The sequence below is a fragment of the Cohnella phaseoli genome, from assembly GCF_003386235.1.
Lineage (GTDB): Bacteria > Bacillota > Bacilli > Paenibacillales > Paenibacillaceae > Cohnella > Cohnella phaseoli.
Genome location: NZ_QRDZ01000012.1, coordinates 159,721 through 179,605, shown reverse-complemented (window position 1 = coordinate 179,605; position 19,885 = coordinate 159,721). Strand labels below are relative to the sequence as shown.

Below are 19,885 nucleotides of genomic sequence, written 5' to 3'. Positions count from 1 at the left end.
CTTACTTTTGGGATAGCCTCTTCCTGCCCATGAGGGTCTGGATCCGATATCGAAAGCCAATTCACTCCGCCGGTCGGATCACATAGATCCGGCCTTCTAGCGCGGTAATCTCATGCTCCAATGCGGCTTGCTCCGTTAACGGTTCGCCTGTCTCGGCGGACAGCACCTGAACGGGATACCTGTAAGCCACGCGCAGCGGTTGAGCCGACGGAGCGACAATGCGAGCATATGTCAGCTTGCCGAGCTCCCAACGCAAATCGACAGTAAGCCCGCCCCTCGCCTTCAGCCCGCTGATTTCGCCCTCCTGCCAGGCTTCCGGCAGAGCCGGCAGCAAGTCAAGCCGGTCTTCGTGCGATTGCAGCAGCATCTCGACGATTCCAGCTGTTGCCCCGAAGTTGCCGTCAATTTGGAACGGCGGATGCGCGACGAACAGATTCGCGTACAGGCCGCCCCGATGGAAGTCCATAACGCCGTCGTCCTCGACTTCGACCAGCAGGCGACGCACGATGTCGAAAGCGCGGTTGCCGTCGCGAAGACGCGCCCACAGGGCGATTTTCCAGCCGATGCTCCAGCCCGTGCCGCCGTCTCCCCGCAGCTCCAGCGTACGCTTGGCCGCCTCGAACAAATGCATCTGCCTGTTCTCGCCCCAAGCCGCGCCGGGAAACAGGTCGTAGAGATGCGATACGTGGCGATGCTCCTCGTCCTCGTCGTCGAAATCGTAATACCATTCCTGAATTTGTTGGCGGCTGCCGATCTTCGTTGCGGGCAGTCCCTCCAGCACCTTCCTCATCTCCGGAAGAAGCTCGTCTTCCAGACCCAGCCGCTCACACGCCTCTAGGCAATGAGCCAACAGCTCTCGGATAAGGCTGACATCCATCGTGGAAGCGACCGTTAACGCCGGCGTTCTGCCGTCCGGCAGCCGGAAGCGATGCTCGGGAGAGGTGGAGGGGTTGGTCATATACTCTCCGGCCTCGTTCAACTGTACCCAGTCCAGGCAGAACAGAGCCGCTTTCCTGAGCACCGGATATGCCTTTTCTCGCAGAAACCTCTCATCCCGAGTGAACAAATAATGCTCCCACAGATGCCGGCACAACCAAATCCCGCCCATCGGCCAATTCGCCCACAGCGGATTGCCGTCCCCGTAGTTGCCGGGGGGAGCGGACTGCCGCCACAAGTCCGAATTGTGATGCGCCGTCCAGCCTCTGCAGCCGTAATGAATGCGGGCAGTCTCCTCGCCGGTGACGGACAGATCCTCGACGAACTGCAGCAGCGGCTCATGGCATTCGCCCAGATTGGCCGTTTCCGCCAACCAGTAATTCATTTGCAGATTGATGTTCAGCGTATAGTTGCAGCTCCAGATCGGCCGGATATGCGGATTCCAGATGCCCTGCAAATTGGCCGGTTGTGTGCCGATACGGGAGGAAGCCAGAAGCAAATACCTGCCGTATTGAAAAAACAGCGCCGCCAGCTCCGAATCGTCCGCCCCGTATTGCCGAAGTCGTTCGTCCGTCGTCCATTCCCGTACCTCTTCGGGCAAGGAGGAACGCAGGCGAAAACGGACGCGCTGAAACAGCGGCCGATAATCGTCCTCGTGCCGCCGCTTCAGCTCCGCGAACGATCTCTGCATCGCCTTTCGCAGCCGCCGCTCCGCCAGCTCGCCGGGCGGGAACGTCGCGCGGTCCGGCATCCGGTCAAAGCCGGCAAAGCTCGTCCCCGCAGCAAAGAAAAAAACAACCTCCGTCGCCTGTTCGATGTAGATGCCCGTATGATCGACCTTCAGCCTTGCTCCGGCATCCGTCCGACACGCCAGCCGACCCTCGAACGCGATCGTGCGGCCGTTCGCTTCCGAATCGTACTTAACCGGCTCCGGATCGTGCACATAGTTCGGGCTGACTTCGTACGGACAGTCGCCCTGTACGGCATAGAACGCCTCGTCTTCCCCGCCGTCCTGCCAGGCCGTCGTCGAGCGAAGCGGGCTGTCCAGCCACGCCTTCAAAACAAGCTTGCCCGGCCGATTCACGGCAATCCGGTACGCCAGCGCCTGATCGGGATGCGAAGCGATCAGCTCCCGAGTGTAGCGGACCCCGCCGATTTCGTAGCTGACCGTCGCGCTGGCGTCCTCCAGATTCAGAGAGCGACGGTAATCGTCGGCGAAATGGCCGTGATAGAAACGAATATGCCAATCGCCGAGCGGCATGAAGGCCTGCGTGTAAGGCCCCATCATGCCCGCTTTGCTGAGCCGCTCGGCGTCTTCGTACCGGCCTTCCCGTACGGCCCGCCGCACCTCGGGAAGGACCTGCAAAGCCTTCGGATTGTTCCAGTCGCGCGGATAACCCGACCACAGCGTATCCTCGTTCAGACTGACGCGCTCCTGCTCAATCCCGCCGAATACCATACCGCCAAGCCTGCCGTTGCCGACCGGCAGAGCCTCGGTCCACGCTTCGGCGGGCCGGTTGTACTTCAGTTCCATCGGCTCGACGCCTCCCGTTCCTTCTACAATCCGTACTCGGCGATCACCTCGGCCAGCTTGACGGGCTGTCCTCCGCGCTGTACGCTTCTGGTCATCGCTTCCATCAACGCCAGCGTATGAACCGCCTCCCGCGCGTCCGGCAGCGGCGCTTCGCCCCGATCCAGGCAATCCGCGAAGTATTCGATGTAGTTCTGGTATTCTCCGGCATGATGGCTCTTGTTCTCAAATCGGAAGTAATACGGCTCCTTGTCGTCAAAGGAATGCACCTTAGGCCCCTCTCCGGCAAAATGCGTGTAATACGTCAGGTTCGAGTATTCCGCCCGCGTTACGCCCTGCGTCCCGCGAAGAACGCAGCCGATTTGCGATTGGGCGTGCTGACCAAGCGTAGGCAGCGCGTAATCCCCGGCCATCGTTGCGATCTGTCCCGCTTCGTTACGGGCGATAAAACGCAGCGAATCCCACGCCTCCAGCCCGAAAGCCTTCGTATTGGCGCTCGTCCGCGCAAACCCGGACACCTCCGATACGTCGGGAATGTACCAACGTACGAGATCGACCGCGTGAATCATAAAGCCATGGAACCAACTGAAGCCTTTCTGCCTGCTCCAGCCCTTATCCAGAAACCAGCGCCCATCCGTAATGTAGTGCGTCTCCACGACCGACAGTTCGCCGTGCTTGCCTGCTTCGAAATCCTGGCGCTGATGAAGCATCGGCTCGAAATAACGCGTACTCTGGCCGATAAACAGCTTACGATCCGTCTGCTTCATAAAGGCGAGCAGCTTCGCGGCGTCGTCAAGCGAAGGCAGCACCGGCTTCGTACAGATCGCATGCTTGCCGGCCTCAACCGCCTGCCTAATATGTGTGAAGTGAAGCTGGTCCGGCGTATAGATCGCGATGACGTCGATCTCGTCATTGGCCAGCATCTCCTCGTAAGAGGTCGTCCAACGGTGAAAATCGAACTCCTGCGCCCGCTGGCGACACAGCTCCTCATTCAGATCGCATACCTGCGCCAGCTCGAACCGCTCGCTGTGCAACGCGGCCGACATAATGCTGCGGCCTTCTCCCAATCCAATGACGCCCATCCGGTATCTTTTTTTCATGATCATTTCCTCCCTCTCTCCGTTCGCGCGCTAGGGCGTGTATACATACTCCGAGGACAGCAGATTTGGCCGAATTTTCGTTCCATGCAAGGAACTTTTGTGAAGGCGTACCGGGGGTACGTCAAGCAAAAGTGACGAAGCAGGGAGCGAAAAGGCGGTGATAGATGCCCCTGAGCGGGTTTGCCTACACGCCCTAGCCTTTCAAAAACAGCTCGATGACCGGTATCGTCGCCTTAGGCTTCTTGACCGGCAGCTGCAGCGTCAGCATATTAGCCGGACGGCCTTCGTCGAACGCGCCCGCCTCCATCGTCAGCTTCTTCTCGCCTGCCACCATGCGAATCTCCGAAGCGTCGTCCAGCAGTTGAGCGTATTCCACCATTCCGGAGAAATCAGCCAGATGAATCTGCTTGAACGGCCATGCGAACAGATGCAGGTATAGCCGATTCGTCTTCGGATTGTACGTAAACCTGCAATCCTCCGGACATGGCGGCAGATGGGCCGGCGCAGCCGTGCAGCCGTGAATGGAACGCTCATGCTTCCTCATCCACACGCCGATCTCCTCCAGCCGCTCGACCGCCCGTTCGTCCAACTCGCCGCGAGCATTGGGACCGACGTTCAGCAGGAAGTTGCCGCCCTTGCTCACCGTGTCGATCAGCATACGAAGAATTTGCTCCGTGCTTTTCCAAGATTCCTCGTCGCGATAATAGCCCCACGAGCCGCTGAACGTATGGCAGGCTTCCCACAGCGCCGGCTTGCCGTCGACCTTGATCCACTCCCGCGGCTGATACTGCTCCGGTGTCGTAATATCGCCCGGCACGCCGAGCCGGTCGTTAATCAGCGTATTCGGCTGCAGCGAACGCACCATGTCTACATACCGCTCGCTCTGCCACTCTTCCTTTCCTTTTCCCGGGAAGCCCTCTTCGGAAGGAATGGAGAAATCGAGGAACAGTACGTCGATATCGCCGTATTCCGTCAGCAGCTCTCGCGTCTGTCCATGCATATAATCCACATAGTTCTGCCAGTTCCGCTGCGCGTCCATCGCGACGTATTCCTTGTTGTAACGCATCGGATGCTTCACATCCACCGTATAGTCGGGATGATGCCAGTCCAGCAACGAATAGTACAGCCCGGTTCGGACGCCCTCCGAGCGGAAAGCCTCCAGCATCGGTCGCAGCAAATCCTTGCCGTAAGGCGTGTTGGTCGCCTTGTATTCGGTCAGCTTGGAATCCCACAAACAGAAGCCTTCGTGGTGCTTGGTCGTTACCACCATATATTTCATCCCGGCATCGGCAGCCAGCTTGGCCCACTTGGCCGGATCGTACAGATCGGGGTCGAAGCGCCGGAAATATTTTTCGTACTCCTCATTGCTCAGAAATTCCCGGGATCGCATCCATTCATGACGCGCGCCCAAGGCGTACAGCCCCCAGTGAATATACAGCCCGAACCTGGCCTCCGTGAACCATTCGCTGCGCGGATCGTGCGCCGCCAAAATGTCCTGCCGATTTTTAGCGGCCGTTTGCCCATTGTCGTTAGCCATTGTACTGCTCCTCCTCTTAACCTGTCGCTCTGTCCAGATTGCGAAATTCGCGCGGCGTGACCGCATACAACTCCTTAAAATGCTTATGAAAATAGTTCAACGACCTGTAGCCGCATTCGTATGCGATGGAAGTCACGCTCAAATTCGAGGTGCGCAGCAGGCGAATCGCCATCCGGATGCGCAACCGATGAATAAAAGACTTCGGATTCATGCCGACCAGGCTGCGAAACTCCTCGTAAAACTGCGTCTTGCCCAGCCCGCTTCGGCAAATGACCGTCCGTATGTCGAGATCGCTCGTTACATGCTCGATCATATAGGCGACCGCATCCAGCAGCTTCTCCTCCACCGCCTGAACGACGTCTTCCCGCTGCTGCCCTGCCAGCTCCCTGCTCAAGCCTTCGTACAGATAACCGAGCAGTTCGATTAGCTTCGCATATTGAAGCAGAGGCCTGCCGCCCTGACCGACTACGCCCTTCTGCTGTGAGGCCAAGCTTTCAGCCGCCTTCCGCATCGCCTGCGCCCACCATGCGTGCGGGCGGACGATCTCGCCAGCGCACGCCGCATACAGCATCGCCAGCAGCCTTCCGCCCTGCGGCAAGCCGAGCAGCAGCTCAGCAGGCAAACGGAGATGCAGCAGACGGCAGCCGCCCGCCGCGGCTGGCACGACCGACGTCCGCGCTCCGAGCAGTCCGTCGATCAGCAAATCGCCGCTTTGCAGCGCCTGCTTCCAGCCCCCTCGCTCCGCATACGCCTTGCCCTCGCATAGCCAGAGCAGGTCCACGGTATCGCTGCGGCCTTCCAGCGTTTGCGTCTGCCGGACCTGCATGGCGGCAACATGCCAGGAGCCGTCGACGCATTGCGTATCCCGTTGCGATAGCAGCTTCATCACCCTCTTTACCCTTTGACCGAACCGGCCGTCATGCCGGAGATGATGAATCTCTGGCCGAGCAAATAAATGACAATGACCGGAAGCGTCGTCAGCACGATGTCCGCCGAAACCAGGTTCCAGTTCACCTGGAAACGACCGAAGAAATTGTATACGGCCAACGTCATCGGCCACTTATCCGAATTGTTCAGGAAGTACAGGGGATGGATAAAATCGCTCCACGAACCCATAAAATTCAGAATCGCAACCGTCACCAGCACCGGCGTCAGCATCGGCATCACGACCGATACGAACAGTCGGACCGGCGAGCAGCCGTCGACGATTCCCGCTTCGTCCAGCTCCCGCGGCACGCCTCCGACAAAACCGTAGATCAGAAACACGCTGAATGGAATGCTGGACGCCGCCAGCATCAGAATGATGCCGGTCTGCGTATTGATCAGATGCGTCCACTGCATCACCTTCATCAAGGTGACGAAGTTGGTCGGCATCGCAATCCCCATGATCAGATAAAAGTACATCGCTTTGTTCAGCCGAGTCCGGTTGCGCGAGAACACGTAAGCGGCCAGCGAGGCGAGCAGGATGCTGCCGACGGTCGCCCCGCACGCATACAGAAGACTGTTGAAGAACGACTGAATCAGCTTTCCTTCCTCGATAACGATCGAATAGTTCGACCATTGGAATGCCTTCGGCAAAGACATATTCATCCCGTTAGCCTCTGCTCTTGTCTTGAAGGAGTTGACGAAGACGAGCAGCAGCGGTATGAACATGATCGCGCTCAGGATCCAGGCAATGGAATTACGCAATACCGGCAGGATTCCCCGGTTCATCATCGTTCGTTCCCCTCCCTCGACATCAGACGTACGACAAAGTAGCCGAGCACCGTCATGACGACGAACAGGACGGAAGAAAGCGCCGTGCCCATTCCGTAATTTCCGGTAGAAAACTCCTTAAATATCGCCGTATACATAACATCCGTCGCATAACCCGGCCCGCCGTTGGTCAGCACGTATACCGCCTCGAATACTTTTAGCCCATGCAGCAGGTTCAGTACCGTCGTGACCACGAGCGCCGGTATAATGAGTGGAATCGTAATGCGCATCAGCTTCTGCCAGAAGTTCGCTCCGTCTATGGCCGCCGCCTCGTAGTAGGTTTTATCGATCGACTGCAAGCCGGCCAGCAAAATGATCATAATGTAGCCGACTCCCTTCCAGATATCCACCGCGATGATCGACTTGAAAGCCCAGTTCAGATCGGTCAGCCATTTCTGCGTCATAAACTCAAGGCCGATCGCCCTCAGCGATTCGTTCAGTAATCCTGTGGCCGGATTCAGCACCGACTTGAAAATCAGACCGACAACGAGCATAGGGACGATGGAGGGCATGAACAGCATGACGCGATGGAACCCCTTCGCCCGGATGCCGTCGTTCAGCATAATCGCGAAGAGCAGACCGAGCGCCGTCTTGAGCACGACCGTGCTGATTGTGAACACCAGTGTATTTTCAATGTAGCTAAGATACTTTGCTTCTCCGGAGAAAATTTTCGCCAGATTGTCGAAGCCGACAAAATGGATTTCGTCCGTATAGCTGTTCCAGTCGGTAAACGAATAATAAATCCCCATAATGCCCGGCACCACGAAAAAGATCGAATAGACGACCAAAGTCGCGACGCCAAAATAAAACGGATAGACAGCTCGATTCATCGCAAATCCCCTCTTTCCCCCTGGAATGAAGATTGGCAACGGCCAGCTTCCGGGCCATTGCCAACCTTGATTCTGTGCGGCTCGCCGAACCTACTTCCAGTTCGGGTCCTGCGCCACCTTGGCCATTTCTGCGCGGCGCTGGTCGATGCTCTTCAACACGTCGATCGGCTGAATGACGCCGGATAGCATCGCGACCATATCTTTGCCGATGTCCATCCATTGCGGATTCACGTAGTTGACATAGTTTTGAATATCGGTCCCGCGCTTCGGATAGCTATCGAACATTTTTTGCTGTTCGACGGTGTATTTGTTTTTAAGATCCGGGAAGTTCAAGTTGGAAATCGTCGCGTCGTTGTCCAGCATGTATTGCAGGTTTTCCTGTTCCGTCAGGAAGTTGAAATACTGCTTCGCTTCCTCGATGTACTTGGAGCCGGAGTAGATGAATTTGCTTGGTCCGCCCGGATTGATGTAGTAGATCTGGTTGTCCGTCAGCGGAATCGGGAAGAAACCGATGTCCTCGATCTCGAACTCCTCGTACTCCTCCGCGATTTCGAGCGCCGCGCTCTGCGCCACCAGGCTCATCGCGAATTCGCCGCTGCCCAGTTTCGCCACCGTATCGGATCCCGTATCGGAGAGCGTATTGTCGCCGAAGAAGTTCAAGTCGTACATTTCCTTCAGCTGCGTCAAGGAGTCCAGCATCGCCTTGCTGTCTACGAACTTCTTTTTGTTCTGGTTCAGATCGTCATAGAGATTCGGCTCCAGCTCTTCGTAGTTCGGCCCAGGCTCAGAGAACCAGAGCACGTGATGCCACCCGTCGGCGATCGGTTGATAGATCGGCGTAACGCCGGCTTCCTGAATCTTGAGCGACGCATTTTTGAACTCTGCGTAGGTTTTGGGAACTTCCAGATTCAGCTCGTTGAACAGCTTTTTGTTATACGCGATCACGAAGCTGCTGTATGTGTCCCAGATCGTAAGCGCATACACTTTGCCGTTAGCGGTAAGCTGCTCCACGGACAGCGGGTCCTCGCGCTTCACCCATTCCTGATCGCTCAGATCGACTGCGTTTTTCTCTACGTTATAATTCATCGTAATTTCGCTGTAGCCGCTCTGCCCGCCGAAAATGTCGGGACCCTCTCCGGCATTCAGCTTCGTTTTCAGCACGTTGAAATATTGGTCGGAGGGTACAATTTGAAAATCGATTTTAATGCCGGTTTGTTCTTCAAATTTCTTCGCCAGCTCCATCTCGGAATCTTTGATCCAGCCCTGGCTCGCCATATACGTCAGCGTCACGTTCTTTTTGCTTCCTCCCTGCTCGGAAGTCCCGCTGGCTCCGGCCGATGGAGAAGCGCTGCCTTGTTCGCCCTTGTCGTTGCCGCCGCAGCCGGCCAGCACCGCCGTCATAATCAGAAGTACGGAAAGCAATGTCGTCGTCCACTTTTTCATTTCCCTAATCCCCCTGTTCGTTGTTCGTTAGCTCATCGATGGATGATACTTTAAGTATAGTGAGCTGATTTTTTTCCTCCATAGATTAATCAATCCTAAACTTGTCTAAATTTAACCGCTTACATACATAAAAATATCAGGTATAATTTAAAATGTTTAGTTAAGTTTAGCACAAGGAGTACGAAATCATGTTTAAAAGTATGAAAACGGCTTTGTTTCTGACGTATTCCTCCATTATCCTGATCGTCTTCGCCACTTTCGTTCTCTTCTTCTACTCCTGGTCGACTAATCAATTGCGAGGACAAGCGATGAGCACGCTGGAAAGCTTTGGCGTCTCAATCCAGGACCAGCTCGTTCAGCAGATCGAGCAGCTCAATCGGGTTTCCCTGAACGTGATGTACTCCAATCTGGTCAAGGAGCGTTTCGCCAGCTACATGTCCGACAGAAGGGCGCCCGACGAAATCCAGGAAGAAAACGAAGCGCCCCCGGCAACCTCCGGCCAAGCCGGCGACGGTATGGACTCGGCCGCGCAGCAGCGTATTCGGCAGAACAACGACGCCAAGGTGCTGACCGACGCGCTGACCGCTATCATCGGGCCGTCCAGACTGGCGGAGCAAATCTACTTGTACGCTTTTAACGGCCGCTATTACGGCACCGGCTTCGACAACCGGGAGCAAGCCTACAAGCCGGAGGAGAAACCGTTTATCGAGCAATTGCGGCAGGGGCCTCCAGGCAAGCTCGTATCCGACCCGAACCTGGATTTGCAGCTGTCCAAGTATTATTCTTCCGAAGTCGGAAAATACTCCATCTCGCTCTATCGGCTGCTGTACGACGAATATAACGTGCCGATCGGAGCGATTGAGGTCAAGCAGTACGCGCACCGCATTCTTGCAAGCGCTGCCGATTTCGAGAGCAACAATCCGTATAACGGACATATTTACGTGCTTAACCGGGAAGGTCGGATTATCTATCCGTTCGACCACGACAGCCAGCGAAGCGAAGCGTTCCGCAGCCTCGTTGCCCCGATAGACGGGAGCAGCGACTCTTATCGCAGTCTTCCTTTCACCGATCCCGTCACGGAGGAGAAGCAGCTGCTGTCGCTGCACTATTCCGCGTCGACCGGCTGGTATACGATTCTGACGACTTCGGAAAGCGACTTGTTCCGGCCGCTTAAGAGATTTACGTTTCAGCTGTTCGGCACCGCCTTCGTGCTCCTTGCTCTCGGTATCGGCCTAAGCTTCTATGCAGCCAACAAAATTACGTTCCCGATCTATCGGATTCGTCGCGCGGTACGCAACTTCTCGTTCGAGCATATCGGTTCCAACATTATCGCCCAGCAGAAAATGAAAAGCGGCTTCATCGAGCTGGACGAGCTGCACGATGCGTTCCAGAGCATGAGCGAGCGGCTGAAGCAGTCGCTGGACAACCTGCTGCTGGCCGAGGCGCAAAGTCTGCAAGCGCAGTTGAACGCCTTGCAATCTCAGATGAATCCTCACTTCCTGTACAATACGTTAGCCAATCTTCAGGAAATGGCCGAGCAGCAGATGAACGGGCCGCTGATTGCGACGATCGAGCATATGTCGGATTTCCTGCGGTACATTACCTCTAAGGAGCGGCAAGTGCCGCTGAGAGACGAACTGATGAACACGATCAACTATTTGGAAGTCAATCAGATTCGCTTCGGCGAACGGCTGACTTACTGCGTTTCCGTGCCGGACGAGCTGCTAGCGCAGACGATACCCAAGCTGGCTGTACAGCCACTAGTCGAAAACTGCATTAAATTCGGCACTTCCCAAGCTCCTCCCTGGAGGGTCGAAATTATCGGCACGATGACCGACTCCAGGTGGCAGATCGAAGTGAGAGACTTCGGAAGCGGCTTTGAACCGGATAAGCTCGCCCGGCTGCAAGCCAAACTCGCTTCGCTGGAGAAGGAGAGCAACCTTCCGGCGCTGGAGCTAAACGGAATGGGGCTTCTCAATATTTATTTAAGATTGAATTTGATTTATGGCGAACATAAAATTTTTGAAATTCGCAACCTTCCGGAGGGCGGTGCGTCCGTACGCATCGGAGGGCTGCTGCATCAGGAGGGATAAGTCATGAGGGACATTACGTATTCAACGGTAATTGCGGAGGACGAGGATCTGATTCGCAGCGGCTTGATCCGCAAAATCGAGCAAAGCCGGCAAAGCTTCGCCGTCGTCGGCGAAGCGACGCATGGAGAAGAAGCTTTGGAGCTCGTCCGGCGCGTGCAGCCGCAACTGCTCATCACGGACATTCGCATGCCCGTCATGGACGGGCTGAGGCTGATCGAAGAGGTGCATAAGTATTATCCGAGAACCGCGATCATTATCGCCAGCGGATATGCCGACTTCGAATACGCCCGGCAAGCGATGAAATTCAACGTCAAGCACTATCTGCTGAAGCCGGTCAAGCAGCAGGATCTCGCGGATGTACTGGACGACGTTCGGGCACAGCTCTCGAAGGAGCCTATTATCGAAGCCAATGACATCGAGAAAACGGTGCAGCGCGTTCAGCAATACTTGCGCGAGCATTTTCACGAGGAAATTAGCCTGGAGCAGCTTGCCAAGCAATTCAACTTCTCCTCCGCGTATTTAAGCAAAATTTTCCTCAAGCATACCGGCGAGGCGCCGTCGAAATATATTGCTACATTAAGAATCAACGAAGCGAAGCATCTGCTCAAGCATCGTAAAGATTTGCCCGTCAAGACGGTCGGCGAACAGGTCGGCTACGGCGATCCGTTTTATTTCAGCCGCATTTTCAAGCAGGCTACGGGGATGACTCCTCGCGATTATCAGAAATGAGTGCGTACGGGGCTGAATTTTCCTGATTTCTCTATCGGCTCGGGTGGATCGTTTAAGACCGTCTCGCGCACTTATCCACCCAACACCGACTCAGACGGATCGATTTAGTCCCTCCCAGACACTTATTCACCTGTCACCGACTCGGACGGATCGATTTAGTCCCTCCCAGACACTTATCCACCTGTCATCGGCTCGGACGGATCGAATTAGTCCTTCCCAGACACTTATCCACCTGTCACCGACTCAGACGGGTCGATTTAGTCCCTCCCAGACACTTATTCACCTGTCAGCGGCTCAGACGGGTCGATTTAGTCCCTCCCAGACACTTATTCACCTGTCATCGGCTCAGACGGATCGAATTAGTCCCTCCCAGACACTTATTTACCTGGCATCCCGTCAGACGGATCGATTTAGTCCCTCCCAGACACTTATTCACCTGGCATCCGGTCAGACGGATCGATTTAGTCCCTCCCAGACACTTATTCACCTGTTATCGGCTCAGACGGATCAAATAAGCCTTACGTCATCCTTTATGGGATAGCCCCTCCGCGCGAATAGGCAGTCCCTGAGGGCTGCCTATTCGTAATTTCCCTATTTCCCTTACTCGGAAGATTTCAGCTCGTAAAAAAGCTGAAGCTTGGCGTACAGATCCTCCATAATGAACCGGGAGTCTACGCTTTTGTATACCCGGATTTGTCTTGCCGTTCCAGGATGATCGTAGCCCATATCGTCTCGAATTACCGGGGCGTGCCGCAGCTCGTAATCGAAATTCTGATCGTCGATCAGCAGGGACACCGCCGGCGAATCGCCCATATTCCACGACTCTCCGGGCGGCCAGCGCAGCGTATGCGTCGGCAGCATATTGAATTCTTCCAATTGGCGGAACAGATATTCGCCGATTGCTCCCCATGGCTTTACCTTGACGGCAAGCTCCGCGAGCGAGACGCGCGGCATTTTATAGACGTCTCTCGGAACCTGCCACAGCGGGATGTCGGACCCGAACACGATGTTGGCGGCAGCGACGTCGTTGCCCAGATTAAATTCCTCTCCGCCATGCGGGTAAGCGCCGCCTCCGATCCAGACTGCCGTCAATCTTCCGGCGATTTCGGGTTTGGCCTTGTAGGCCGCCGCCAAGTCCGTAATGGCGCCGAGGAAGATCGCGAATAGCGGCTCCGTCGCATCGTCCCGCATCGCCTCGTCAACGATAAACTGCGCTCCCTCGCTTATAACTGGAGAGTCGAGGTTGAGGCAACCGGTCGAACCCCGGTATACGTGGTAATCTTCGCTCATGTCCATCAATCGCAAAATCCGCTGGATCTCGTCATAGGACTGCTCCATGGACGTATCCGTTCTATTCGTGCCAAAATGCGTCGCAACAAATCCGCGTATATCCAGCTTTGGCGTCAGCAGTGCCTGCACGATCGCATACTGGTCGTCCGCCTCGTTCGCTGCATCGGTATTGACTATAACGCGCACGCGTTTATTGGCCGGTACCCGATAAGGAAACCGTTCGAAAATTGGATGCAACCGCAAACTCCCCTTCCCGTGATAACGATACTTTTCCTCGAATGCACTTCCAAGCCAGGACTAAACAAATTGAAATCATTAGCTTAATAGCCATTGCGTCGTATCCTATCGTAGCATCCTAAAAATGTATGGTCAACTAAATTTAATCCGTAGTTTAGGTTTAAAAACTAAACATTAGAATATTAGTTTAGTCGACTTTATTCCATAAAGAGAAGAAAAATCAGGGTGCATCCGCTTAGTCGGAATTCCCCTGATCCATTTGGAAGTAAGCTTGTAGGGAACGAGCGACGCAATTAACCCCCACGTTTCCCTACAATCTCAAAATCTAGCGTGAAACCCGCCGCATCTCCCCGGAACATCCTCACTTCCCCGCTGCCAAAACGTTGTCGCCAGCAATCTCCGCCTCCGATGAACGGCTCCAACGTCTCCTGCACCGCGTCATTGTCGAGAAAGCTATCCGCCACGATCCACGTGCCTTCTCCGACCCGACCGCTCGTTCGCCAGCGTTCCGGCACAAGCCAAGAAGCAATGATGACGGCTGCGCCCTGCTCGGCACGGCGGCGAACGGCCAACAATGTCTCCTCCGACAGTCTCGTACCGGCGACGACGATCAGTCGAGGGGTGCCTAATAAAGCCTCACCCACCCGTTCGTCATACACGAGCACGTTGTTCATCGGATAGAACAACGGATGCATTCGTTCCTCAGGCGGCATCGCAACGCCTCGTTCCAATGGAAAAGCCTCCTGCGGAAAATCGGCCTTCAGCTTATGGCGAGGAAAGGAATAGCCCGGAATGTGCATACAGCTCCCATGCGCGGGAATTGTGCGATGACTGAGCAGATGCCAGACATGGAACACGCTTTTGCCTTCATCTCCGGCCGTCAGCCCATGATTGCCGTAGAGCCGCTCGTTTTGGCCGTAATTGCTATCGTCCGCATGGATAAAGGCAATGTCGGGCTCTGCTTCCGAATGGCTCCAGGACAGCGGATTTTCCGGAACGTATTTGCGTGCGAATTCTTCCCATACTTCTCCGAATTCCGTCTTGCGGAACTCGCCCCCCTCGTACTTCAGAAGCACGTCGACGTTCTCGGCGAACAGATGGGACGGCCCCATCCAATACCCCATCCTTAGTGCGGAAGCATACTCCTCCGGCGAGTGACCGGGAAAACCGGAAGTACGGGTAAACCAAGGCCCCGCATCCGGTCCCCACAGATCGGCGCATATCCAGAGTCGGCGTCCGTATTGCTTCGCCGCTCCGAGCGCTGTCGACAGTTGCAGCGGCTGGAACGATTCCTTCATTATTTTCGGACACAGATCCATGCCCCCGCGCGCATGCGCATGAAAAAGCACCGGAAACACATGTTCAGCTATGAGAGGCGCATCGCCTGGCTCAAAGCCGCGGCTCTCCAGCAATCGACGAACGCGAGACGTCGCGGCGGCAACCGTTTCGACAACCGCCTCCTGCGACTCGGCAAGAGTTAAGCCGTTCGTCGCTCCCCAATGCGGGTAAAATCCGTCTTTACGATATTGCGCCGCATTAATTTGCAGATGCTCGGGCTCATCGTACAACAGCCCCATCAGCCGTCCGCTTTCGGCCGCCTCCAGAACGTCGGCGTCGGCAATGTCGAAACGGCTGGTTTCCTCTATATAAGGGCCGTTGATGTTGCCGTATTCATTGCCGAGACAGACATCCATCCCGCAGGCCTCGGCATCGCGCCAAAGCCCGGCATGATCCGGCGCTCCCGGAATCACGTGATGGACATAAAAGTCGGCGCCCAGTCGCCCGATCGCGTCCATAAAATCCCTCGGCGGCGGAGTCTGATCCTGTGCCGGAACGACGCTTCCGGTACCCGTGCGCATGATGGAGGCAGATCGTTCTTCTTCCCATGGGTCCAGCCAGGACACCGTCGGTCCCTGAATCCCAAGACGCGGTCGTCCTTCAAAATGCTTCATTCGGTCTCTCTCCTTTTCTTAGCTCCGTTGCCCGCTCCTCTTAGAAGAACGGTAAACTTCCAGTACTAAGGCGAGCGCCTCTCTACCGGCTTCCCCGGCAACGGTCGGCTCGCGTCTCCGGATAATCGCATCGACGAAGTCTTCGTATTGCCGAACGAAGGCCTCCTGATTAGAAGGGATAGCCGATTCTCCCCCGATGAGAACTTGCTTGTCCAATTCCTCCGTCTTCTGAACTCCGGAGCTTCCATTGCCGTTGTTCAAATCAAGCCTAGTTAACGACTCGCCCTCCAGCAAAGCGGACCCTTTGGAGCCAATCACTTCTATTCTAACGGAGGAACCGGGATAGGCCGACGTCGTGCACGACAACGTCCCCATCGCGCCGTTGGCAAACTTCAGCAGCGCAACCGTGGTATCCTCCGTCTCCATCCGCTCGTGGGTCATCGTCGCGGTATGTCCGGCGACCTCCGCGACCGGCCCCAGCAGATGCAGCAGCAAATCGACGGTATGGATGCCTTGATTGATCAGGACGCCGCCGCCGTCTCCCGACCACGTGCCTCTCCAGCCGCCGCTGTCGTAATAAGCTTGGTCCCGGTACCAGTGAACGCAAGCGGAAGCCAGCACCGGACGGCCCAGCTCCCCGGCCTCTAGCAAAGCTTTAAGGCGGACGACGCCAATGTCGAAACGGCGCTGCGAAATGACGCCCAGCCTAAGGCCTCGACTTCGAAAGGCGGCGATCGTCTCGTCCGCCTTGGAAAGCGAAATATCGATCGGCTTCTCGATCATCGCGTGCTTGCCCGCTCCGGCGGCGCGAATCGCGATATCGCCGTGGCTGCCGCTCGGCGTGCAGATCGCGACGGCGTCGATATCCTTTCGTTGAAGCAGAAGCTCCAGATCGGTATAGCCGTCCAGCCCCCAGGCTTCGGCGAAAGAAGCAAGACGCTGCGGAGATTGTCCGACGACGGCGACAAGCTTCGCGTTCGGCAACGACGCTATCGCCTTTGCATGCGTCGAGGCCACTGCTCCGCAGCCGATCAGTCCGAATCGGATAGAGGAAACCATGGCCGATTCTCCTTTCATGTATCCGCAGCATAGGCGAGATAGATTTAAGCTTTGACGGCGCCGCTGGTCAGCCCGTCCACAAAATACTTCATTGCGAAGCCGATGACTAGCATAAGCGGAACGGAAGCCAGCACGTAAGCGGCCATCATCGGACCGTATTCCGTCGCGTATTCGTTCGAGAACGTCATAATTCCGGTGACGATCGGCTTCAGCGCCTTGTCGTTAATCGTAACGAGCGGCCAAATATAGTCGTTCCACGAGGAGTGGAAGTTCAGGACGGCGATCGTACCGAGAATCGGTTTGGACAGCGGCAGCACCAGACTTCTTAGAATACGACCCTCTCTAGCTCCGTCTATACGGAAGCTCTCGAACAGATCCTCCGGCAAGCCCGCGAAAAAGCTGCGAAGCAGAAATACCGCAATGATGCAGCCGCTGGCGATTTGCGGAAGAATTACGACCGCGTAGGTGTTCAGCATCCCCATGCCTACCACCAGTTTGAACATGGGGATAAGCAGCAGGACGGCCGGAACCATCATCAACGCGATAACCAGGTAATATAGAATTTCCCGGCCGGGAAACCGAAATCTCGCGAACGAGTAGGCCGCAAGAGCGGCAACAAACACTACGCCCGCTACAGCGCACACCGCAATAATAATCGAGTTGAGCGCGAACGGAACGACCGTGTCGAACGCCCGTTTATAGTTGTCCCATTGGATGACGTCCGGCAATTGGAAGACGCCCATACTGACCTGCATTTTCGACTTGAACGAGGTCAGCACCATAATAAGCACTGGAAAAAAGCTGAACAGCACGAACAAAACCAGCAGGCCGATTAGAATAATAGAAACGTACTTTCTGTTATGCGATGACATCGAGAAGATGCCCCCTTCCGTTCAACTCTAGTCGCCGTCCGATTTGATCAGCTTGTTGGAAGCAAACGTCAGCGCCAGCATCATTATGAGCATCACAAAGCCGATTGTGGAGGCATAGCCGAAATCGTTGTGCGAGAAGCCCGATTGAAACATATAGAGACCGGGTACGAGCGTCTCGTTGCCCGGACCGCCGTTCGTCATAATCAGCGGTTTATAGAAAGCCTGCATGCCGTGCAAAATGCCGAGGATAAAAATGAGCTTGAGCTGGCCCATAATCATCGGAATGTCGATAGACAAGATGCGCCGCCACGCACCGCATCCTTCCATTACGGACGCTTCGATCAGCGATCTCGGGATCGCTTGAAGAGCGGCGAATACGACGAGCAGGAAAATCGGATTAATAAACGGGAAGCCGGAGAAAATGACCGAGAACAAGGCGGTGTCCGAACCTCCCAGCCAGAGCTGCGGAGAAATGCCGAACAGCTCCACGATCACGTTCATCCCGCCGACGACCGGGTTGTACAAGAACACCCACACCAGAATGAGAATGACCGACGGAACCGTAATCGTGATGACGAACAGCGTCCGAAACACGTACTGAAGACGCGCGCTCTTCAAATGAAACAACAACTCGGCGATAAACAGCGGCATCAGGACGCCAATCGTGCAGTCGAACAGGATGAACCAAAGCGCGTTCGTCAACGACTTATAGAAAGTGGCGTCCTTAAACAGCGCCACAAAATTGTCCAATCCGATGAAGATCGCCTCGTTGCCGCCTTTCCACTGATAAAATGACATCTTGAGCGCCATGACGATCGGATAATAGCTGAAGACGCCCAGCAGAGCGATAAGCGGCAGTAAAAATAAATAGGCGTGCTTGTTGCGATAAATAGAGCGAAGCAGGTTTAATCCGTAAGTTGACATCGTTGGGCCCTCCCGTTCCTCGCGGCGCGGGGCCGGAACGCCTTAAAAGCAGCGCCGGCCGCGGAATCCGTTCCGCTGCCGGTCGCCTTGGCCGGTCCGATCCCGGACAGCCGTTTACTTGTTGCCGTAATTGTTGTCCTTAGACCAGCCCTTCTCCTGCTTGATCTTCTCCGCTTCTTCCTTCATGTTCTTATCGATAAGCTCGACAAGCTGATCCGTCGTAATATCGTTGAGAACATAGCGCTGAATTTGCTGCAGCACAAACTGCCGTGCGTTCGTGCCGAGAATCGCCTGCGAGTTCAGGTCGACCTGGTTTTGCGGTCTGTACTTCGGCAAGTAACGCTCCAGGTTGACGTTCGGCTCGATGCCGCTAGCCGTAGGCGTAATCCAATTCATGTCGGCAAGCTGAGTAGCGATCGCCGGAGACGTATAGAACATAATGAAGTCCATCACTTCGTCTTGAATGTTCTTCTTGATTGCCGACGGCATCACGACGAACGCATCGGCCAGGTCGCCGAACTCGGCGGGATCTTCATTGGACGTCGGAGCGATCTCCTTCGTAATGACCGGAAATTCGAACGTATCCCAGTTAAAAGACGGCTTCATGTCGCTGGCAAACGGCTTGGCGTCAATATTGATCGTGAACGTGTGCGCGGCTTTGCCTTGCAGCCACATATCCCGCGCTTCCGCCATCGTCATCGCCATTGCGCCGGGCGCCCAGTAATTCGTGAACTGCTTGAACAGCTCGTACAGACCGCGTACCTCCGGCTTGTTGACGTCGATAATGCCCTCGTCCACGGCTTTAACGTATTCGTTCTGCTCGTACTTGTTGTTTTTGTACAGCGAATCGATCTGACTCACGTACTGCTCCTGAGTCTGCTGCGCCGTAAATCTTGCGAACCAGTCCCACGCCGATGTCACCTTGAGGAAGCCGGAGAACGGCTCCGTCCCGATGTTGGCCTGACGAATCGCCTCGAAGTTGGCGATCATCTCCGGGAACGTTTTAGGCGCTTTAAGCCCAAGCTGATCGTAAATGTCTTTGTTATAAGCGATTTTCAACGTGACCATCGAAGTGGCGATATTGTTGAGCTTGCCGTTGCGCGTGGAGCGCATCAGGTTAAGATCGACTTCACGGAAGCTATCGCCCCATTTTTGGTTCGTATAAGGGCTTGTCTTCTCCAGGTACGGGTCCATTTCCAATACGTTGTAGCCTTTATCGTTGTATTTTGTGTAGGGAAGGTCGTAGCTGAAGTCCATAATGACTTCCGGCTCCTGATTTCCAGCGAGCTGGGCAGCCATCCAGACATCGAAATCCGCGTTGTTCTGAGCGACTTCCTCAAAGCTGATCGTGACATTCGGTTTGATTTTTTTGTACTCGGCAATGGCCAGATCCAAACCGGCTTTTTTGCCGGGACCGGCCCATGAGGCGATTTTGAAGGAGATTGGGGCGTCCCCGCCGCCGTTTGCCGCGGCCGGAGACGAGCTTTCTTTGGAGCCGGAGTCGCCGCTGCCTCCGCATCCGGCGAGCAGCGTTGCGAATAGACTGAGAAGAACCAGCAGGGTAACGATTGTTTTAGATGACGCTTTCATATCTGTT

General features: G+C 55.5%; 15 protein-coding genes. 2 read left to right on the top strand and 13 right to left on the bottom strand.

Annotated features, from left to right (window positions below; translation table 11 throughout):
* Positions 1-61: 61 nt before the first annotated feature.
* The 7 genes from DFP98_RS16520 to DFP98_RS16490 all read right to left on the bottom strand — a co-directional run bounded on the left by DFP98_RS16520 (position 62) and on the right by DFP98_RS16490 (position 9,132).
* Complete coding sequence (locus DFP98_RS16520; RefSeq protein WP_116061709.1) at positions 62-2,470, bottom strand: glycoside hydrolase family 95 protein; 2,409 nt, start codon at positions 2,468-2,470, stop codon at positions 62-64.
* Between the two features lie 23 nt (positions 2,471-2,493).
* Complete coding sequence (locus DFP98_RS16515; RefSeq protein WP_116061708.1) at positions 2,494-3,567, bottom strand: Gfo/Idh/MocA family protein; 1,074 nt, start codon at positions 3,565-3,567, stop codon at positions 2,494-2,496.
* 193 nt (positions 3,568-3,760) lie between these two features.
* Positions 3,761-5,104: an alpha-L-fucosidase gene (locus tag DFP98_RS16510; RefSeq protein WP_116061707.1), complete on the bottom strand. Its 1,344-nt coding sequence runs from the start codon at positions 5,102-5,104 to the stop codon at positions 3,761-3,763.
* Positions 5,105-5,120: 16 nt separating this feature from the next.
* Positions 5,121-5,990, bottom strand: a complete 870-nt coding sequence (locus DFP98_RS16505) for a helix-turn-helix transcriptional regulator (protein ID WP_116061706.1) — start codon at positions 5,988-5,990, stop codon at positions 5,121-5,123.
* A gap of 8 nt (positions 5,991-5,998) precedes the next feature.
* Entirely contained in the window at positions 5,999-6,820 is an 822-nt protein-coding gene (locus DFP98_RS16500; protein WP_220377117.1) for a carbohydrate ABC transporter permease, read from the bottom strand.
* The gene (locus DFP98_RS16495) at positions 6,817-7,689 is read right to left on the bottom strand and encodes a carbohydrate ABC transporter permease (protein ID WP_116061705.1); all 873 of its coding nucleotides are present in this window, start codon (positions 7,687-7,689) and stop codon (positions 6,817-6,819) included. The genes DFP98_RS16500 and DFP98_RS16495 overlap by 4 nt, the downstream gene beginning before the upstream one ends.
* A gap of 90 nt (positions 7,690-7,779) precedes the next feature.
* Positions 7,780-9,132 carry an ABC transporter substrate-binding protein gene (locus tag DFP98_RS16490; RefSeq protein ID WP_116061704.1) on the bottom strand — a complete coding sequence of 451 codons (1,353 nt, stop codon included), beginning with the start codon at positions 9,130-9,132 and terminating at the stop codon, positions 7,780-7,782.
* A 188-nt stretch (positions 9,133-9,320) separates the two neighbouring features.
* Between DFP98_RS16490 and DFP98_RS16485 the strand changes: the two genes are divergently transcribed.
* Together DFP98_RS16485 and DFP98_RS16480 are read left to right on the top strand one after the other, a co-directional pair.
* Positions 9,321-11,225, top strand: coding sequence for a sensor histidine kinase (locus DFP98_RS16485; protein ID WP_116061703.1), 1,905 nt, complete (start codon positions 9,321-9,323; stop codon positions 11,223-11,225).
* A 3-nt stretch (positions 11,226-11,228) separates the two neighbouring features.
* A complete protein-coding gene (locus DFP98_RS16480) occupies positions 11,229-11,954 on the top strand; it encodes a response regulator (protein WP_116061702.1) in 726 nt (241 codons plus the stop codon).
* A 600-nt stretch (positions 11,955-12,554) separates the two neighbouring features.
* Here DFP98_RS16480 and DFP98_RS16475 read toward each other — a convergent pair.
* The 6 genes from DFP98_RS16475 to DFP98_RS16450 form a co-directional block, all read right to left on the bottom strand.
* On the bottom strand, positions 12,555-13,481 hold the full coding sequence (locus DFP98_RS16475; protein ID WP_246016570.1) for a nucleoside hydrolase: 927 nt from the start codon (positions 13,479-13,481) through the stop codon (positions 12,555-12,557).
* 293 nt (positions 13,482-13,774) lie between these two features.
* Positions 13,775-15,433, bottom strand: coding sequence for a hypothetical protein (locus tag DFP98_RS16470; RefSeq protein WP_116061701.1), 1,659 nt, complete (start codon positions 15,431-15,433; stop codon positions 13,775-13,777).
* 18 nt (positions 15,434-15,451) lie between these two features.
* Positions 15,452-16,492, bottom strand: a complete 1,041-nt coding sequence (locus tag DFP98_RS16465) for a Gfo/Idh/MocA family protein (RefSeq protein WP_181917728.1) — start codon at positions 16,490-16,492, stop codon at positions 15,452-15,454.
* A 44-nt stretch (positions 16,493-16,536) separates the two neighbouring features.
* Positions 16,537-17,364: a carbohydrate ABC transporter permease gene (locus DFP98_RS16460; RefSeq protein ID WP_116061699.1), complete on the bottom strand. Its 828-nt coding sequence runs from the start codon at positions 17,362-17,364 to the stop codon at positions 16,537-16,539.
* Positions 17,365-17,391: 27 nt separating this feature from the next.
* Complete coding sequence (locus tag DFP98_RS16455; protein WP_116061698.1) at positions 17,392-18,288, bottom strand: carbohydrate ABC transporter permease; 897 nt, start codon at positions 18,286-18,288, stop codon at positions 17,392-17,394.
* A 114-nt stretch (positions 18,289-18,402) separates the two neighbouring features.
* A complete protein-coding gene (locus DFP98_RS16450; protein ID WP_116061697.1) occupies positions 18,403-19,878 on the bottom strand; it encodes an ABC transporter substrate-binding protein in 1,476 nt (491 codons plus the stop codon).
* Positions 19,879-19,885: the final 7 nt, after the last annotated feature.